Origin of the sequence: Streptomyces similanensis (assembly GCF_039543625.1) — a bacterium.
GTDB classification, from domain to species: Bacteria; Actinomycetota; Actinomycetes; order Streptomycetales; family Streptomycetaceae; genus Streptomyces; species Streptomyces similanensis.
In genome coordinates this window covers 104,184-121,945 of sequence record NZ_BAABKC010000079.1, presented here as the reverse complement: position 1 = coordinate 121,945, position 17,762 = coordinate 104,184, and the positions used below count along the sequence as shown (strand labels likewise).

Sequence of the window (17,762 nt, the reverse complement as noted above, 5' to 3'; positions counted from 1 at the left end):
GGCACCGTCGCCGCACCACGCGCCCCCGCGGCGCGTCGTCGCGTTGCGGCGTCCGGCGTCGGCGGCGGCGTCGGCGGCCCCCTGCTCACGTACCACCCCGGCCGGGTCGGCCGGGCCCGGTGGGACCGGCCTAGCGGACCAGGCCCCAGCGGAAGCCGAGCGCCACCGCGTGCGCGCGGTCGGAGGCGCCGAGCTTCTTGAACAGCCGGCGGGCGTGCGTCTTGACGGTGTCCTCGGAGAGGAACAGCTCACGGCCGATCTCCGCGTTGGAGCGGCCGTGGCTCATGCCCTCCAGCACCTGGATCTCCCGCGCGGTCAGCGTCGGCGCGGCGCCCATCTCGGCGGACCGCAGCCGGCGCGGGGCGAGCCGCCAGGTGGGGTCGGCGAGGGCCTGGGTCACCGTGGCGCGCAGCTCGGCGCGGGAGGCGTCCTTGTGCAGATAGCCGCGGGCGCCGGCGGCGACGGCGAGCGCCACGCCGTCGAGGTCCTCGGCGACCGTGAGCATGATGATGCGCGCCCCGGGGTCGGCGGAGAGCAGCCGCCGGACCGTCTCGACGCCGCCCAGTCCGGGCATGCGCACGTCCATCAGAATGAGGTCCGAGCGGTCGGCGCCCCAGCGGCGGAGGACTTCCTCGCCGTTGGCCGCCGTCGTCACGCGCTCGACGCCGGGCACGGTCGCGACCGCGCGGCGGAGCGCCTCTCGGGCAAGCGGGGAGTCGTCGCAGACGAGGACGGATGTCATGGCCGCCCTCCGCAGCTGATGCGCGTCACCTTGAGCCTCCAGGCTGGTACGAAATCGTCACCTGTGCGGTCGACCGTCTCGGACGCCTGCCCGAGCACTTGTGTTTTCAACCGCCTCCGCACTCTCAACGACGGTCACTCGAAAGAGTTACGGGGCTGTACGCCGTTTTCGGCACTCTACGTGAGGGAGCGGACACAGGGCAGACACAACGTCATCCCCTCAACTTTTCATCACAAGGTATGCCCCATTCAGCCCCTTTTCTTCCCGTTTCCAGGTGTCTAGGGCTAGATTCGCAATGAGTCATATTTTCATCTCCTTAGATCGGAGATGTACGGTCGTCGGCACCGTATCCGCACCGAACGGTTACAAGGGGTCACGCAATGGCAGATTTCTCCCGCCTTCCAGGACCGAATGCGGACCTGTGGGACTGGCAGCTGCTGGCTGCCTGCCGCGGGGTGGACAGCTCGCTCTTCTTCCATCCGGAGGGTGAGCGCGGCGCGGCCCGAAGCGCCCGCGAGAACTCGGCCAAGGAGGTCTGCATGAGGTGCCCGGTCCGGGCGGAGTGCGCGGCGCACGCCTTGGCGGTGCGCGAACCGTACGGAGTGTGGGGCGGCCTCACCGAGGACGAGCGCGAGGAGCTGATGGGGCGGGCGAGGAACCGCCTGGTGACGGCCTCGTCGCCGGGCGGCGACACCGCTTCGAACACCTGAAGGAACGTTTCTTCTCCGATCACGGCCACCAAGGGCACGCGCAGGCGTGCCCCAGTTGTGCCGCGGCGGTCCCGGCGGCGGTCCGTACGGCGGCCCCGCCCGACCACGCCCCGCCCTCAGCGCGCCCCGGCCCGCACCAGTTCGTCCAGCGTCGCGGCCACCGCCGGGACCTGGGACAGGTCGGGGAGGGTGAGGGCGACGATCTCGCGGCGCACCGCGGGTTCCAGGGGCACGGCGCGCACGCCCCGGGGCCGTACGGACTCGATCGCGAGCTCGGGCAGGACGGCGACGCCGAGGCCGGCGCCCACCAGTCCGGCCACCGCCGGGTAGTCGTCGGTGGCGAAGTCGATGCGGGGCGTGAAGCCCGCGCCGGCGCACACCTCCACCAGCTGGCCGCGGCAGCGCGGGCAGCCGGCGATCCACGGCTCGGCCGCGAGTTCCGCGATGTCGACCGGGCCGGAGCCGGCCCGGGCCAGCCGGTGCCGTTCGGGCACGAGCGCGACGAGCCGGTCGGTCAGCAGCGGGCGCACCACCAGGTCCGCCCACTCCTCCGCGGCTCCCGTGTCCCGGCCCATGGCGTCGGTGCCCGCCGCGCCCTCGTAGCGGAAGGCGAGGGCCACGTCGCAGTCGCCCTCGCGCAGCAGTTCGACGGAGCGGGGCGGTTCGGCCTCCTCCAGGGAGACCCGGGTGCCGGGGTGCGCGGCGCGCAGCGCGGCGAGCGCGGTGGGCACGAGGGTGGAGCTGCCGCTGGGGAAGGAGACCAGCCGGACCCGTCCGGCGCGCAGGCCCGCGATGGCGGCGACCTCCTCCTCGGCGGCGGTGAGCCCGGCGAGGATGCCGTTGGCGTGCCGGACGAGCGCCTGGCCGGCCTGGGTGAGCCGCATCTCGCGGCCGGCGCGCACCAGCAGCGGGGTGCCGACGGAGCTCTCCAGGGCCTTCATCTGCTGGCTGACGGCGGGCTGGGTGCAGCCCAGATCGCGGGCCGCCGCCGAGAAGGAGCCGCTGGTGGCCACGGCGCGCAGCACGCGGAGATGTCGAGCCTCGATCACCCTTCGAGCATAAGCCTCCCTTGGTCGGGTCACTTGATATCGCTTCGACACTTTGGCCCCCGTTCGCCTACCGTGCGGGCATGATGCAGCTTCTCTCCGTCAATCTCGGCCGGGCCCGGACGGTGCCGTACACCGACCATCCGCAGGGGGTGACCGGGATCGACAAGCGGCCGGCGGACGGGCCGGTGCGGGTGTCGGCGCCGGGGCCCAAGGGGGTCGGCGCGAGCGGGCTGGCCGGGGACGCGGTGTGCGACACGCGCCACCACGGCGGCGACGACCAGGCCGTGTACGCGATGGCGCGCGAGGACCTGGACTTCTGGGAGCGCGAGCTGGGCCGGACGCTGCCGAACGGGTCGTTCGGCGAGAACCTCACCACGGCGGGCCTGGACGTCAGCGGGGCGCGGATCGGCGAGCGCTGGCGGATCGGCCCGTCGGTGGTGCTGGAGGTCACCAGCGGGCGCATCCCGTGCCGCACCTTCCAGGGCCATCTGGGTGAGAAGGGGTGGGTGAAGCGGTTCACGCTGAACGGTGCGCCGGGCGCGTATCTGCGGGTGCTGGAGCCGGGTGAGGTGCGCGCGGGCGACCCGGTCGAGATCGTGCACCGGCCGGACCACGACGTGACGGTGGCGATGGAGTTCCGGGCCGGCACGACGGAGCGCTCGCTGCTGCCGCGGCTGCTGGCGGCGGGGCCGGCGCTGCACCCGGAGTCGCTGGCGGCGGCGCGCAAGTACGCGGAGGCGTACGCGGGCTGACGCGCCGTGCGCGTCGGCGTGCGCACCCGTCCTCCACCGATCGGGAGAGCCTGTGCGCAGATCGGGACGGGGCGGTCCGGGCCACTAACCTTTCGCCATGACAACGGCTCTGATTACGGGATCGACCGCGGGCATCGGCGCCGCCTTCGCGCGGCGGCTGGCGGCGGACGGGCACGACCTCGTCCTGGTGGCGCGCGACACCAAGCGGCTGACCGAGCAGGCGACCGAGCTGCACGACAAGCACGGCATCGAGGCGGAGGTACTGACCGCCGACCTGGCGACGGACGCGGGCGTCGAGGCGGTCGCGGCCCGGCTGGGCGACCGCAGGAACCCGGTGGACCTGCTGGTCAACAACGCGGGGTTCGGCAACAAGGGCCGCTATCTGGACGTCCCGATGGACGACGAGCTGCGGATGCTCAAGGTGCACATCGAGGCGGTGCTGCGGCTGACGTCGGCGGCGACCGCGGCGATGCGCGAGCGCGGCCGGGGCGGGGTGGTGAACGTCGCCTCGGTGGCGGCGTTCGTGCCGCGCGGCACCTACGGCGCGTCGAAGGCGTGGGTCGTGCAGTTCACCCAGGGCGCGGCGCGCGACCTGGCCGGCAGCGGCGTGCGTCTGATGGCGCTGTGTCCGGGCTTCGTGCGCACCGAGTTCCACGAGCGGGCCGGGATGGGCACGGACAACATCCCGAACTGGATGTGGCTGGACGCGGACAAGCTGGTCGCCGCGGCCCTCGCCGATCTGGCCCGCGGCCGTACGCTGTCGATCCCGGACCCCCGCTACAAGGCGCTGATGGGTCTGGTGAAGCTGACGCCGCGGGGCCTGCTGGGCGGGGTCACCTCGCGCACGGGCCGCAAGTACGGCCCGCGGTGACCGAGCAGGGCGCGTAGGAGGGGCGGCGCTCCGGCCGTAGGGCGCGTCGCACGCACCGGTGCCCGGCCCCCTGGGAAAGGGGGCCGGGCACCGGTGGTTCACTCAAGCCGCTGTCCGGCCCGGCGGGTCGCCTCAGTGGGCGTGGCCGTGGCCGTGGCCCGCGGCGGCCGGCTCTTCCTCTTCCTTCTTCTCGACGACCAGGGTCTCGGTCGTCAGGAGGAGGGAGGCGATGGAGGCGGCGTTCTCCAGGGCGGAGCGGGTGACCTTGACCGGGTCGATGACGCCGGCCTTGACCAGGTCGCCGTACTCGCCGGTGGCGGCGTTGTAGCCGCTGCCCTTCTCCAGCTCGGCCACCTTGGAGACGATGACGTAGCCCTCGAGGCCGGCGTTCTCGGCGATCCAGCGCAGCGGCTCGACGGCGGCGCGGCGGACGACCGAGACACCGGTGGCCTCGTCGCCGGTCTTGTCGAGGTTGCCCTCCAGGACCTTGACGGCGTGGACCAGCGCGGAGCCGCCACCGGAGACGATGCCCTCCTCGACCGCGGCGCGGGTCGCGGAGATGGCGTCCTCCAGACGGTGCTTCTTCTCCTTCAGCTCCACCTCGGTGGCGGCGCCGACCTTGATCACGCACACGCCGCCGGCCAGCTTCGCGAGGCGCTCCTGGAGCTTCTCGCGGTCCCAGTCGGAGTCGGTGTTGTCGATCTCGGCCTTGATCTGCGCGACGCGGCCGTGGACGTCCGACTTGTCGCCGGCGCCGTCGACGATCGTGGTGTCGTCCTTGGTGACGGTGACGCGGCGGGCGGAGCCGAGCACGTCGAGACCGGCCTGGTCGAGCTTGAGGCCGACCTCCTCGGAGATGACCGTGGCGCCGGTGAGGACCGCCATGTCCTGGAGCATCGCCTTGCGGCGGTCGCCGAAGCCGGGGGCCTTGACGGCGGTGGCGTTGAAGGTGCCGCGGATCTTGTTGACGACCAGGGTCGACAGGGCCTCGCCCTCGACGTCCTCGGCGATGATCAGCAGCGGCTTCGAGGCGTTCGCCTGGATGATCTTCTCCAGCAGCGGAAGCAGGTCCGAGATGGAGGAGATCTTGCCCTGGTGGATCAGGATGTACGGGTCGTCGAGGACGGCCTCCATACGCTCCTGGTCGGTGACGAAGTACGGGGACAGGTAGCCCTTGTCGAAGGCCATGCCCTCGGTGAAGTCCAGCTCCAGACCGAAGGTGTTGGACTCCTCGACGGTGATGACGCCGTCCTTGCCGACCTTGTCCATCGCCTCGGCGATCAGCTCGCCGACCTGCTGGTCCTGGGCGGACAGCGCGGCCACGGCGGCGATGTCGGACTTCTCGTCGATCGGGCGGGCCGAGGCGAGCAGGTCGTCGGAGACGGCCTTGACCGCGGCGTCGATGCCCTTCTTCAGCAGCGCCGGGGAGGCGCCGGCGGCGACGTTCTTCAGGCCCTCGCGCACCAGCGCCTGGGCGAGCACGGTGGCGGTGGTGGTGCCGTCGCCCGCGATGTCGTTGGTCTTGGTCGCCACCTCCTTCACCAGCTGCGCGCCGAGGTTCTCGTACGGGTCCTCGATCTCCACCTCGCGGGCGATGGTGACGCCGTCGTTGGTGATGGTCGGGGCGCCGAACTTCTTGTCGATGACGACGTTGCGGCCCTTCGGACCGATCGTCACCTTCACCGTGTCGGCAAGCTTGTTGACGCCGCGCTCGAGGGCGCGACGGGCGTCCTCGTCGAACTTCAGGATCTTCGCCATGGCAGCGGGAGCCCTCTCGGAAATCTGGGGTGAAAAGGGCCGCGCCCCGGGCGCCCGGCTTCTTATCGGTCGCGGGGGCCAGGGGCGCAGCTCACAGCATGAACGCTGAGGTGACTTACTTCTCGATGATCGCGAGCACGTCGCGGGCCGAGAGAACGAGGTACTCCTCGTTGTTGTACTTCACCTCGGTGCCGCCGTACTTGCTGTAGAGCACGACGTCGCCGACCTGGACGTCGAGCGGAAGACGGTTGCCGTCCTCGAAGCGGCCCGGGCCCACGGCCAGGACGACGCCCTCCTGGGGCTTCTCCTTGGCGGTGTCCGGAATGACCAGGCCCGAAGCCGTGGTCTGCTCGGCGTCGAGCGGCTGGACCACGATGCGGTCCTCGAGCGGCTTGATGGCAACCTTGGAGCTGGCGGTCGTCACGATCCGACCTCCCCCTTCGGAGATCTCACGGGGTTAACTGTCTGAGGTGGCGACCAGGTCGATCCGTCGTCGCGGGTGCCGGACCTGCCCGTCGCTTTGTTGGCACTCTCCCGGGGGGAGTGCCAGACCTGAGACTATGACCGTCGTTAGCACTCGGTCAAGCGGAGTGCCAATTGCCTCGTGGCGCGTCGGAATCCGGGCACGGTTTGTCGTACGTGTGTGCGAGGTTGCCGGGGCTCGGGGCGGCCGGGGCGGTCGGCGGAGGACGCCCGTCCGTACTCACAGGGAAGCGAGCCGTCCGCCCCCTTCCCGTGTCGGCAGTTTTGTATGACCGTAGGGCCATGCGGTCATGTTCCACTGCTTCGGGCGCGGTCACCGGCGGGCTTCTGTTCCTGCTCGTGCTGGTGGCGGACGTGACGGGCGGGCTGCTGGTGGTCATCGTGCTCGCCGTGCGCGGGCTGGGGCAGGTGGAGGCTCCGGGCGGCGGGCCCGCCGGGGTGCCGCCGGGCGATCTGGCCCCGGCGCTGCTCTACGGCGGCTTCGCGCTGGCGGCCGGCACGGCCGGGGTGCTGCTGGTGCGCGGCGGGGCCCGGTTCACCGGCGCGGTGCAGCTGGTGCTCGCCGTGGCCGTCGCGAGCGCCGCGCTCGGCGCGTGGCGCGACACGCACGACCGCGACCGCTTCCCCGCCACTCCCCCGTCCTCCCGGCTGGTGGACGCCTCAGAGGTAGTCCTGCAACCGCCCCACCGTCAGACCCTCGCGCTCGATCGCGCGCAGCAGCCGGGTCGTGCGCTCGCGCAGGCCGGGCCCGTTCAGGTCGTCGTCGTCCGAGGTGACCACGAGGATGTCGCCGGGGCGTAGCGCGGCCCGGCCGTGGGCGAAGCGCAGGCCGGTCCCGGTGAGCGCGGCGCGCCACAGGACGACGGCCGAGACCCCGCAGTGGGCGGCGGCGCGCAGGGTCGTGGTGTCGTACGCGCCGTAGGGCGGGCGCAGCAGGCGGGGGCGGACGCCGAAGCGGGCGTGCAGTTTGTCGCGCTGGCCGCAGATCTCGGCGCGCTGCCCGGCGTAGGGCAGGCCGCGCAGCGCGGGGTGGTCCAGGGTGTGGTTCTGGAGGTCCGCGCCGACCGAGAGCAGGCGCGCGAAGTGCCCGTAGCCCGGTCCCAGGACGCTGTCGGTGAGGAACATGCTGACCGGCAGGCGCAGTTCGCGGACCATGTCGACGAACTCGGGGTCGCGTTCGGCCTCGTCGTCGTAGGTGAGGAAGACGACCCGGTCCGTCGTGTCGACGTGGTCCACGACCGCGGGGAGTTCGGGCGGCCCGGTGGCGAGGTTCAGGGGGCGGGCCGGCGGGCGCGGCGGGGCGGGCAGCGGGGCGTCCAGGCCCCAGCGGCGGTAGGGCCGCTGGGCGGCCGGGCTCGCCGGACGCACCCGCTGCGCCGCCTTGCGGCCCAGTCGCTCGATCGGGTCGACGGACTGCGCGCAGCCGGCCGCGAGCAGCGCCAGCACGGCCGGCAGCAGGACCGCGAGGATGCGCCGCGGTCTCACAGGTAGTCCTCCAGCCGGGCCACCGCGAAGCCCTGGGCGGTCACGTAGTCGAGGAACCGGCGCATGTCGTCGGCCATGGTGCCGTTCCACTCGGCACGGCCCCGGAAGTGGGTGAGGACGATGTCACCGCGGCGCATCCGCTGGTCGTCCTCGCGGAACTCCCAGTGGTCGACGTAGACCTCCTCGTTCCAGATCGGCGCGTACTTGATGCCGCAGGACTTGGCGGCGACCAGGGAGTCCTGGTTGTAGTTGCCGTAGGGGAAGCGCATGACGGTGGGGCGCCGGCCGAACTGCCTGGCCATGATGTCCTGCATGTCGCAGATCTCGTGGTGCTGGTCCTCGGAGGACAGGCCCGGCAGGTACGGGTGGTGCAGGGTGTGGTTGTTGAGGGTGACCCCGCTGTCGCGCATCTTGCGGAAGTAGCCGTAGTCGTCCTTGATCAGGTAGTCGCTGAGGAACGCCGTGTACGGGATCCTCAGTTCGCTCATCATGCGCAGGAACTCGGGGTCCTTGTCGGCGCCGTCGTCGATGGTGAGGAAGACGATCTTGTCCTTGGTGGGGACGGTGGTGAAGACCGGGGGCAGGTCCCAGTCCTCCTGGTGGGCCACCTCGAAGCCCGCGCGGGCGGTGATCCTCGGCTTCACGGCGGGCGGCGCCGGCGGCGTGAGCGGCACCTGGCGCAGGCCCCAGCGCTTGGCGGCGGCTGCCCTGGCCGCGGCGGAGGCGCGCAGCCGGGTGGCGTAGGAGTCGAGGGCGCGGGCGGGGGGCGCCTGGAGGCGCTGCTGGCCCTGGGCGGGCCGGACCGGCTCGGCCGGGCGCGAGCAGCCCGCGGCGAGGGCGGCGACGGCGAGGGCGGCGAGCGCGGCGCGGGCACCGACCCGTCGATACGTGGTCTTTTTATCAGTTTGTACTACTAGTCTCATGGCGCCGGATCCTCCCAGGCCGCTGCCGTGAACCCGGGCTGACACCGCGAGGCGCGCCGCGCCTTCCCCCGGCCGGCCCAACGGGCGGGCGGTCCGGCCGGTCCGGGGTCGGCCGCCGCCCCTGACAGGCCCTCGCGCCCGCCCCCTCCCGGCCGGGTCCGGCGCCGCCCGCCGTCCGCGCCGCTCCCCCGCTGCCGGACAATGACCCGGTGAACGACCCACAGGCCGACGCCCCGCTCCACGCCTTCGCCGCGCTCCGCACCGACCGGGGCCGTGCCCTCCTGGACGAGGTGCGCGACACCGACCCCGCCGACGAACTCGCCGTCGCCACCCGGCTGCGCCGCGAGCACCCCGCCGACCTGGTGTCGGCGGCGCTCGGCCAGGCCCGGCTGCGGCAGCGGGCCGCGGCGAAGTTCGGGGCGGCGGACGCGCGGCGGATGTTCTTCACGCCCCACGGCGTCGAGCAGTCCACCCGGGCGAGCGTCGCCGCCCACCGGGCGGCGCGGCTGACGGAGTCGGGCGTGACCTCGCTCGCCGACCTGTGCTGCGGCATCGGCGGCGACGCGATCGCGCTGGCCCGCGCCGGGATCAGGGTCCTCGCCGTGGACCGCGACCCGCTCACGGCCGCCGTGGCGCGGGCGAACGCCGAGGCGCTCGGGCTCGCCGGCCTGATCGAGGTGCGCGAGGCGGACGTGACGGAGGTGGACACCGCGCCGTACGACGCGGTCTTCGTCGATCCGGCGCGCCGGGGCGGCCGCGGCCGGATCTTCGACCCGGAGGCGTACTCGCCGCCGCTGTCCTGGGCCGTCGCCGCCGCCCTGCGCGCGCCGCGCGCCGCGCTGAAGGTCGCCCCCGGCATCCCGCACGAGGCCGTGCCGCCCGGGGCCGAGGCCGAGTGGATCTCCGACGGCGGGGACGTGAAGGAGGCGGTGCTGTGGTTCGGCGCCGAGCCGGGCCTGATCCGGGCGACACTGCTGCCCGGCCCGCACAGCCTGCGCGGCCGCGGCCTGCCCGACCCGCCGGTGCGGCCCGTGGGGCGCTACCTGTACGAGCCCGACGGCGCCGTCATCCGCGCCCACCTGGTCGCCGAGGTCGCCGAGGAACTCGACGGCGGCCTGATCGACGAGACGATCGCCTACGTCACCGCCGACGAGCTGCGGCCCACCGCGTACGCCACCGCCTACGAGATCACCGACCGGCTCCCGTTCCACGTGAAGAGGCTCAAGGCGCTGCTGCGCGAGCGGGAGGTGGGGGTGCTGACGGTGAAGAAGCGGGGTTCGGCGGTCGAGCCGGAGGAACTGCGCCGCAAGGTGCTGCCCAAGCCGCACGGCCGCGCCGCCGTGACCGTCTTCCTCACCCGGGTCGCCGGCGCCCCGACCATGCTCCTGGGCCACCCGGCCGGGTGACCCGCGGCGGCCCGCCCCACCCGTACGCACCCCAGGCCCCTACCCGTACGCGCCCCACGCCCCGCCCCCACGCCCCGCCCCCACTCGGACGCGCCCCGCGTGCGCCTCGCGTCCGCCGCTTCCAGACTGGGCGTGTCGAGCGGAGGCGAGGAGAGTCATGCTGCGGGGCTTCAAGAACTTCCTGATGCGCGGCGATGTCATCGTCGTGGCCGTCGGCCTGATCGTGGCCCTGGCGTTCAGCACGCTGATCAAGGCGTTCACCGACTCCGTGATCAACCCGATCATCGCCCGCGCGCAGGGCGGCTCCTCGCCCGGTCTCGGCTGGCAGCTGGGCAAGCCGGGCAACACCGCGACCTATCTGAACCTCGGCGCGTTCATCTCGGCGCTGATCTACTTCATCGTGTTCATGGCGGTCGTGTACTTCCTGATCGTCGTGCCGTACAAGCACGTCCAGGCGCGCCGGGGCGTGACGGTCTTCGAGGACGACGGTCCCCTCAAGACCTGCCCGGCCTGCCTCTCCAAGGACCTGCCCGAGGCCGCCGCCAAGTGCCGCTACTGCGGCACCGTCCAGCCCGCCGCCGCGGTCTGACCCGGCCCCGCCCTCGAAAGTTTCGAAGGCGCTGCGAGCGGCGGACGCGTCCGTCCGTTCAGTCCGGCGGGGCCGCCGTGCTGCTGCGCACCACCAGGCTCGTCGCCAGCTCCACCCGGGTGGCCGCCGGTGACTCGTCCTCGCGGCCCAGGTCCAGCACCAGCCGGGTCGCCGCCTCGGCCATCTCGGTCAGCGGCTGGCGCACGGTCGTCAGCGGCGGCCCCACCCAGCGGGCCACCGGCAGGTCGTCGAAGCCGACCACGCTCAGGTCCTCCGGTACGCGCAGCCCCAGTTCGCGCGCCGCCTCATAGAGGCCGAGCGCCTGGAGGTCGTTGCCGGCGAAGACGGCGGTGGGGCGGTCCGCGCGGCGCAGCAGCTTCAGGCCCAGCCGGTAGCCGGCCTCGTGGTGGAAGTCGCCGGCCACGATCAGCGACGGGTCCACTGGCAGCCCGGCCGTCTCCAGGGCCGCCCGGTAGCCGTCGACGCGGGCGCGGCTGCACATCATCCGCGACGGCCCGCTGATCGCGCCGATGCGGGTGTGGCCCCGTTCGACCAGGTGCCGGGTGGCGGCCAGGCCGCCCTGCCAGTTGGTCGCGCCGATCGAGGGCACGTCGGCGCCCGGGTCGCCGGCCGGGTCCATCACCACGAACGGGATGGACCGGCTGGTCAGCAGCGCCCGCTGGGACTCGTCGAGACCGGACAGCACCAGGACCACGCCGTGCGGGCGGCGGGCGGCGACCTGGTCGGCCCAGCTGCGGCCGGGGACGAGCCGGCCGGCGCTCTCGGAGAGCACCACGCTCAGGCCCGCGTCCCGCGCCACGTTCTCCACGCCCCGGATGACCTCCATCGCCCAAGCGCTCTCCAGCTCGTGGAAGACGACGTCGATCAGCGGCGATCGGGTCGCCTCGGCGCGGCGGCGCCGGTAGCCGTGGGCGCGCAGCAGCTCCTCGACCCGGCTGCGGGTTCCCGGAGCGACGTCGGCGCGCCCGTTGAGCACCTTCGAAACAGTCGGAGCCGACACCCCCGCCTCGCGGGCGATCTCAGCCAGGGTGGCGGTCCGCGTCGCCGCGGGCTTCGTCGGTTTCATGGGCGCGATCGTATCTCTGCGCGACCCCTTGACGAACCCCCGCGCCCGTCCTACGTTCCCGGAACATTCGATATGGCATCCGAAACATTCGATCCCCCCACGGCTCATTTCGCTTCCCGGGCGACGAGTCCGCCCGGGCCCACCCACCTGAGAGGTGCCGTCACATGGAGTCCTACAGCAGGCGCCGGTTCCTCGGCGCCGGCGCCGCCCTCGTCTCGGCCGCCGGGCTCGCCGCCTGCGGATCGGGCAGCGGTTCCGGCGGCCCGGGCGGCGGCGCCCTCACGGCGATGGTGTACGGCGACGACGCGGTGAAGATCCAGGTCACGTCGGTCGACCGGTTCAACGCCTCGGCCGCGGCGAAGAAGACCGGGGCCGAGGTCAGGCTCCAGAAGATCCCCGGCTCGGAGTACCCGGCCAAGCTGCGCACCGCGATGGGATCGCCCAACGCGCCCGACGTGTTCTTCAACTGGGGCGGCGGCTCGATCAAGGCGTACCGGGACGCGCACCAGCTGGTCGACCTCACCGACACCATCGCCTCCGACCCGGTCCTCAAGGGCGGCTTCCTGCCCTCGGTGCTCGCCGCGGGCGCGCTCGGCGGCCGGAACTACGGCATCCCGATGCGCGGCATGCAGCCGGTGGTCCTCTTCTACAACAAGACCCTCTTCGCCGAGCAGGGCCTCAGGCCGCCCGCCACCTGGGACCAGCTGCTCGACAACAACGCCAGGCTGAAGAAGGCCGGCATCACCCCGTTCGCGCTCGGCGGCTCCGACATCTGGCCCGAACTGATGTGGCTGGAGTACCTGGTCGACCGCATCGGCGGCCCCGAGGTCTTCGACCGGATCAAGAACGGCGACTCCGCGGGCTGGGGCGACCCGGCCGTGCTGAAGGCGGCCGAGACGGTCCGCCGGCTCATTGACGACGGCGCCTTCGGCAAGGGCTACAGCTCGGTGGCGTACACCAACGGCGGCGCGCCCGCGCTGTTCGCCAAGGGCAGGGCGGCGATGCACCTGATGGGCTCGTGGGAGTACTCCACGCAGCTCGGCAAGTTCCCGGACTTCGCCCGGAAGGACCTGGGCTGGTGCGCCTTCCCGGCCTACGACGGCGGCGCGGGCGACATCCGCAACGTGGTGGGCAATCCCACCAACTACTGGTCGGTGAACGCCCGTACGTCCCACAAGGACGCGGCGGTCGCCTTCCTGCGCGACTGCGCCTCCCCGGCGTACACCAAGGACCTGATCGCCAACGGCGACGTCCCGGCCACCGCCGGCGCGGCCACCCTGCTGGACGCCTCCCCCAACCCGGCCTTCGCCCGGTTCCAGTACCGGATGGTCCAGCAGGCCCCGGCGTTCACGCTGAGCTGGGACCAGGCGGTCGACCCGAGCGTCCAGACGCCGATGCTGACCGAGATCAACAAGCTGTTCGTGGGCAAGTCGTCGCCGGAGCGGTTCGTCTCGGCCCTCAAGGGGCTGAAGTGAGCCCGACGGTCACCGGCCGGACGACGGACGGCGACCGAACCGGCGTACAGCCCCAGGACGGCGGCCGGGCGACGGGCCGCGACCGGGCCGGCGTACGGACCGAGGGCGGCGGCCGGGCAGGGGCGCGGGCCGGGCGGCCGCACACCGCCTGGGCGCTGCCCGCCGTGCTGTTCTTCGCCTTCTTCGCCGTCGCCCCGATGGTGCTGGCCTTCTGCCTCTCCTTCACCGAGTGGAACGGCCTCGGCGACCCCCGCCCGGCCGGACTCGCCAACTGGCGCAAGCTCCTGGACGACCCGCGCCTGACCCAGTCCCTGACGGTGACCGTGCTGCTGACCGCCGTCAGCTGGGCCTTCCAGAGTGTCGTCGCGCTGCTGCTCGGCGTCTGGGCGGCCGGCCGCCAGCGCAACCGGGCGATCCTCTCGGCGGTCTTCTTCGTGCCGTTCCTGCTCTCCTCGACGGCGATCTCGCTGCTCTTCTACGCCCTGCTCGACCCGAACTTCGGCATCGTGCGCGGCGACACGCTCGGCACCACCTCCGGCGCCTTCCTGGCGATCGTCTTCGTCGGCGGCTGGCAGTTCATCCCGTTCCACACCCTGATCTACCAGGGCGGCGCCCGGCAGATCCCCGACGTCCTGTACCAGGCCGCCGCGATGGACGGGGCCGGCCGCTGGCGCCGGTTCCGCTCCATCACCCTGCCCCAGCTGCGCAACACGGCGACCACGTCCAGCGTGCTGATGATCGTCGGCTCGCTGACGTACTTCGAGACCGTCCTGATCCTCACCCAGGGCGGCCCCGGCACCGACACCGCGATCCTGCCGTACCTGATGTACGAGGCGGGCTTCAAGAACTACGACTTCGGCTACGCGAGCGCCGTCGCCTCGTTCCTCGTCGTGGCCGCCACCGCGCTCTCGCTCCTGCTGGTCCGGCTGACCGGCTTCGGCGCGATGCGCAGCACCAGGGAAGGGATGTGACCCGGTGTCACACGTCACGCCGCTCCGGCCGCGCCCGGTGAAGGACGCCGGCCCCGCTCCGGCCGCCGGCCCCGCGCGCCGCCGCCGGCACTGGACCCGGCGCCCCGACCCCCTGGCCGGCCTCGGCTCGGTGCTGTGGCTGGCCGTGGTCCTCGTCCCCCTCTACGCGATGATCACCACCTCGCTCACCCGCCAGGACGAGGCGCTCGGCGGCAACGCCCTCAAGCCGCCCGCCCACCCCACGCTGGACAACTACGCCACCGTCCTGCACAACGGCTTCGGCCACTTCCTGCTCAACACGGTGATCGTGGCGGCGGCGGTCGTGGGCATCGTCCTCGTCCTGTGCGTCCCGCTGTCCTACGTCGCCGTCCGCACCCGCGGCTTCTGGTCGGGCGCGGCCTTCCGGCTGTTCCTGCTGGGCGTGGCGATCCCCGCCCAGGCGGTGGTGATCCCGCTGTACCTGATGATCGCCAAGCTGCACCTCTACGACAGCCTGCTCGCCGTCGTCCTGCCCACCGCCGCCTTCGCGATGCCGGTGTCGGTGCTGATCCTCACCGGCACCCTGCGCGACGTCTCCGAGGAGCTGTACGAGGCGATGGCGCTGGACGGCGCCTCGCCCGCCCGCATGCTGTTCCAGCTGGCCGTCCCGATGGCCAAGGGCGGCATCGGCACGGTCGTCGTCTACGCCGCCCTCCAGGCGTGGAACGGCTTCCTCTTCCCGCTGATCTTCACCCAGTCCGACGGACCGCGCGTGCTGACCCTCGGCCTGTTCACCTACGTCAGCCAGTTCGGGGTGGACATCCCGGCCCTGCTCGCCTCGGTCGTCCTCTCCGGCATCCCGGTCTTCGCCGTCTACCTGGTGGCACGGCGCGCCCTCGTCGGCGGCCTGATGGGGGTGGGCGGCAAGTGAACCCGTCCCGCACCGACCCCCGCGACAGGAGTTCCATGACCCCCGCCGGTTCCATGCCCCCCGCCCCCTGGCAGGACCCCGACCGGCCCGCCGTCGCCCGCGTCGCCGACCTGCTGTCCCGGATGACCCTGGAGGAGAAGACCGCCCAGCTGTACGGGGTGTGGGTGGGCGCGTCGACGGACGGCGACGGCGTCGCCCCGCACCAGCAGCACATGAACACCGACCACGACTGGGACGAGCTGATCACCCGCGGCCTCGGCCAGCTCACCCGCTCCTTCGGCACCGCACCCGTCGATCCCGCGCTCGGCGCGCAGGCCCTGGCCCGCGCCCAGCGCCGGATCGCCGCGGCCGGCCGGTTCGGCATCCCGGCCGTCGCCCACGAGGAGTGCCTGGCCGGGTTCACCGCCTGGGGCGCGACCGCCTACCCGGTGCCGCTGGCCTGGGGCGCGTCCTTCGACCCGGCGCTGGTGGAGGCGATGGCCGCCCGCATCGGCCGCGACCTGCGCGCGGTGGGCGTGCACCAGGGCCTGGCGCCCGTCCTGGACGTGGTCCGCGATCCGCGCTGGGGCCGCGTCGAGGAGACCATCGGCGAGGACCCCTACCTGGTCGGCACCGTCGCCGCCGCCTACGTACGGGGCCTTCAGTCGGCCGGGATCGTCGCCACCCTCAAGCACTTCGCCGGGTACGCCTCCTCCGCCGGCGCCCGCAACCTGGCCCCGGTGCGGGCGGGCGCGCGCGAGTTCGCCGACGTCACGCTGGCGCCGTTCGAGATGGCGCTGCGCGAGGGCGGCGCGCGCTCGGTGATGGCCGCCTACAACGAGGTCGACGGCGTCCCGGCCGCCGCCGACCCGCAGCTGCTCACCGCACTCCTGCGCGAGCGGTGGGGGTTCACCGGCACGGTGGTCGCCGACTACTTCGGCGTCGACTTCCTCCACAGCCTGCACCGGGTCGCGGACGACCCCGCCGGGGCGGGCCGGCTGGCCCTCGCCGCCGGAGTCGACGTGGAGCTGCCGACCGTCAAGTGCTACGGCGACGACCTGGTGGCCGCCGTGCGCGCCGGGACGGTCCCGGAGTCCCTGGTGGACCGCGCGGCCCGCCGGGTGCTGCTCCAGAAGTGCGAACTCGGCCTGCTGGACGCCGACTGGGCGCCCGAACCGCCCGCCCACGGCTTCGACCTCGACCCGCCGGAGAACCGGGCCGTGGCCCGCCGGCTGGCCGAGGAGTCGGTGGTGCTGCTGACCGACCCGGACGGCGTCCTGCCGCTGGCCCCCGACCTCCGGATCGCGGTCGTCGGCCCCCGCGCCGCCGACCCGCTCGCCCTGCTCGGCTGCTACTCCTTCCCCGCCCACGTCGGCGCCCAGCACCCCGAAGCGCCCCTGGGCATCGAGATCCCCACCGTCCTGGACGCGCTGCGCGCCGAACTCCCGGACGCCAAGGTGACGTTCGCCGAGGGCTGCCGGGTGAGCGGGACGGACGTCTCCGGGTTCGCCGAGGCGGTGGCGCGCGCCGCCGAGGCCGATGTGGTGGTGGCGGTGCTCGGCGACCGCTCGGGCCTGTTCGGCCGGGGCACCTCGGGCGAGGGCTGCGACGTGGCGGACCTGACCCTGCCCGGCGTGCAGGGCGACCTGCTGGAGGCGCTGGCGGCGACCGGCGTCCCGGTGGTCCTGGTGCTGCTCACCGGCCGCCCCTACGCGCTCGGCCGCTGGGAGGGCCGCCTGGGCGCGGCGGTGCAGGCGTTCTTCCCGGGCGAGGAGGGCGGCCCGGCGGTGGCCGGGGTGCTCTCGGGCCGGGTGAACCCCTCCGGCCGGCTCCCGGTGAGCGTGCCGCGCGGCCCCGGCGGCCAGCCCTGGACCTATCTCCAGCCGCCGCTGGGCCTGGCCGGCGAGGTCAGCAGCCTGGACCCGACGCCGCTGTACCCGTTCGGGCACGGCCGCTCCTACACGCGGTTCGTCTGGGAGTCCTTCGCGGGCGACGAGGTCACCGCGATCGGCACGGACGGCTCCTACGCCCTCTCGCTCACCGTCCGCAACACCGGCGAGCGGGCGGGCGCGGAGGTCGTCCAGCTCTATCTGCACGACCCGGTGGCCTCGGTGACCCGCCCCGACATGCGCCTGATCGGCTACCAGCGGGTGGAGCTGGCGGCCGGCGAGTCGGCGCGGGTGACGTTCGGCTTCCACGCCGACCTGTCCTCGTTCACCGACCGCCCGGGCCGCCGGGTGGTCGAGCCGGGCGCGCTGGAACTGCGCCTGGCCGCCAGCGCGGCGGACGTCCGCCACACCGCCCGGCTGACCCTGACCGGCCCGCTGCGGGAGGTCGGGCACGACCGGCGGCTGCGCTGTACGACCGAGGTGTCGGCGGCCGGCTGAGCCGCCCCGTGATTCCGGGTCCCGGCCGGCCGTCCGCCGGGACCCGGACGCAAGTACGCGGGCTCGCGAGGCGGTGGTGCGGGGGGGCTCCGTACGACGAAAGAACCCGCCTCCGGAAGAACCGGAGGCGGGGTCTGATCGAGCGCCGGGCAGGCCTTGCACCTGCATTTCCCCGCAGGAAGCGG

16 protein-coding genes are annotated in these 17,762 nt (G+C 73.2%); 9 read left to right on the top strand and 7 right to left on the bottom strand.

Going from position 1 to position 17,762, the window contains the following annotated elements; translation table 11 throughout:
- Positions 1-130 precede the first annotated feature (130 nt).
- Positions 131-742, bottom strand: coding sequence for a response regulator transcription factor (locus tag ABEB07_RS25955; protein WP_003948568.1), 612 nt, complete (start codon positions 740-742; stop codon positions 131-133).
- A 380-nt stretch (positions 743-1,122) separates the two neighbouring features.
- On the opposite strand from ABEB07_RS25955, the gene ABEB07_RS25950 reads away from it, so the two are divergent.
- Positions 1,123-1,452: a WhiB family transcriptional regulator gene (locus ABEB07_RS25950; protein ID WP_164582072.1), complete on the top strand. Its 330-nt coding sequence runs from the start codon at positions 1,123-1,125 to the stop codon at positions 1,450-1,452.
- Between the two features lie 116 nt (positions 1,453-1,568).
- On the opposite strand, the gene ABEB07_RS25945 is transcribed toward ABEB07_RS25950, so the two are convergent.
- Positions 1,569-2,501, bottom strand: coding sequence for a LysR family transcriptional regulator (locus ABEB07_RS25945; RefSeq protein ID WP_164582074.1), 933 nt, complete (start codon positions 2,499-2,501; stop codon positions 1,569-1,571).
- An 83-nt stretch (positions 2,502-2,584) separates the two neighbouring features.
- Here ABEB07_RS25945 and ABEB07_RS25940 point away from each other — a divergent pair, with 83 nt between their 5' ends.
- Both ABEB07_RS25940 and ABEB07_RS25935 read left to right on the top strand, forming a co-directional pair.
- Positions 2,585-3,253, top strand: coding sequence for an MOSC domain-containing protein (locus tag ABEB07_RS25940; RefSeq protein ID WP_345670521.1), 669 nt, complete (start codon positions 2,585-2,587; stop codon positions 3,251-3,253).
- A gap of 97 nt (positions 3,254-3,350) precedes the next feature.
- Positions 3,351-4,124, top strand: a complete 774-nt coding sequence (locus ABEB07_RS25935) for an SDR family NAD(P)-dependent oxidoreductase (protein WP_345670512.1) — start codon at positions 3,351-3,353, stop codon at positions 4,122-4,124.
- A 132-nt stretch (positions 4,125-4,256) separates the two neighbouring features.
- On the opposite strand, the gene groL is transcribed toward ABEB07_RS25935, so the two are convergent.
- The 4 genes from groL to ABEB07_RS25915 form a co-directional block, all read right to left on the bottom strand.
- Positions 4,257-5,882 carry a chaperonin GroEL gene (gene groL, locus ABEB07_RS25930; RefSeq protein ID WP_164582078.1) on the bottom strand — a complete coding sequence of 542 codons (1,626 nt, stop codon included), beginning with the start codon at positions 5,880-5,882 and terminating at the stop codon, positions 4,257-4,259.
- A gap of 115 nt (positions 5,883-5,997) precedes the next feature.
- A complete protein-coding gene (gene groES, locus ABEB07_RS25925; protein ID WP_086729066.1) occupies positions 5,998-6,306 on the bottom strand; it encodes a co-chaperone GroES in 309 nt (102 codons plus the stop codon).
- A gap of 719 nt (positions 6,307-7,025) precedes the next feature.
- Positions 7,026-7,850: a polysaccharide deacetylase family protein gene (locus ABEB07_RS25920; protein WP_345670511.1), complete on the bottom strand. Its 825-nt coding sequence runs from the start codon at positions 7,848-7,850 to the stop codon at positions 7,026-7,028.
- On the bottom strand, positions 7,847-8,773 hold the full coding sequence (locus ABEB07_RS25915) for a polysaccharide deacetylase family protein (protein WP_345670510.1): 927 nt from the start codon (positions 8,771-8,773) through the stop codon (positions 7,847-7,849). Before ABEB07_RS25915 ends, ABEB07_RS25920 begins: the two co-directional genes overlap by 4 nt.
- 209 nt (positions 8,774-8,982) lie before the next feature.
- On the opposite strand from ABEB07_RS25915, the gene ABEB07_RS25910 reads away from it, so the two are divergent.
- Complete coding sequence (locus tag ABEB07_RS25910) at positions 8,983-10,179, top strand: class I SAM-dependent methyltransferase (protein ID WP_345670509.1); 1,197 nt, start codon at positions 8,983-8,985, stop codon at positions 10,177-10,179.
- A gap of 157 nt (positions 10,180-10,336) precedes the next feature.
- A complete protein-coding gene (locus tag ABEB07_RS25905; protein WP_345670507.1) occupies positions 10,337-10,768 on the top strand; it encodes a large conductance mechanosensitive channel protein MscL in 432 nt (143 codons plus the stop codon).
- 58 nt (positions 10,769-10,826) lie between these two features.
- Here the strand turns inward: ABEB07_RS25905 and ABEB07_RS25900 are convergent, their stop codons facing one another.
- Positions 10,827-11,855: a LacI family DNA-binding transcriptional regulator gene (locus tag ABEB07_RS25900; protein WP_345670506.1), complete on the bottom strand. Its 1,029-nt coding sequence runs from the start codon at positions 11,853-11,855 to the stop codon at positions 10,827-10,829.
- A 164-nt stretch (positions 11,856-12,019) separates the two neighbouring features.
- Between ABEB07_RS25900 and ABEB07_RS25895 the strand changes: the two genes are divergently transcribed.
- The 4 genes from ABEB07_RS25895 to ABEB07_RS25880 are packed head-to-tail and all read left to right on the top strand — an operon-like array spanning position 12,020 to position 17,577.
- Entirely contained in the window at positions 12,020-13,330 is a 1,311-nt protein-coding gene (locus tag ABEB07_RS25895; RefSeq protein WP_345670505.1) for an ABC transporter substrate-binding protein, read from the top strand.
- Positions 13,327-14,301: a carbohydrate ABC transporter permease gene (locus ABEB07_RS25890; RefSeq protein ID WP_425589075.1), complete on the top strand. Its 975-nt coding sequence runs from the start codon at positions 13,327-13,329 to the stop codon at positions 14,299-14,301. Before ABEB07_RS25895 ends, ABEB07_RS25890 begins: the two co-directional genes overlap by 4 nt.
- 37 nt (positions 14,302-14,338) lie before the next feature.
- Entirely contained in the window at positions 14,339-15,211 is an 873-nt protein-coding gene (locus ABEB07_RS25885; protein ID WP_345670518.1) for a carbohydrate ABC transporter permease, read from the top strand.
- Positions 15,212-15,264: 53 nt separating this feature from the next.
- The gene (locus ABEB07_RS25880) at positions 15,265-17,577 is read left to right on the top strand and encodes a beta-xylosidase/alpha-l-arabinosidase (RefSeq protein ID WP_345670517.1); all 2,313 of its coding nucleotides are present in this window, start codon (positions 15,265-15,267) and stop codon (positions 17,575-17,577) included.
- Positions 17,578-17,762: the final 185 nt, after the last annotated feature.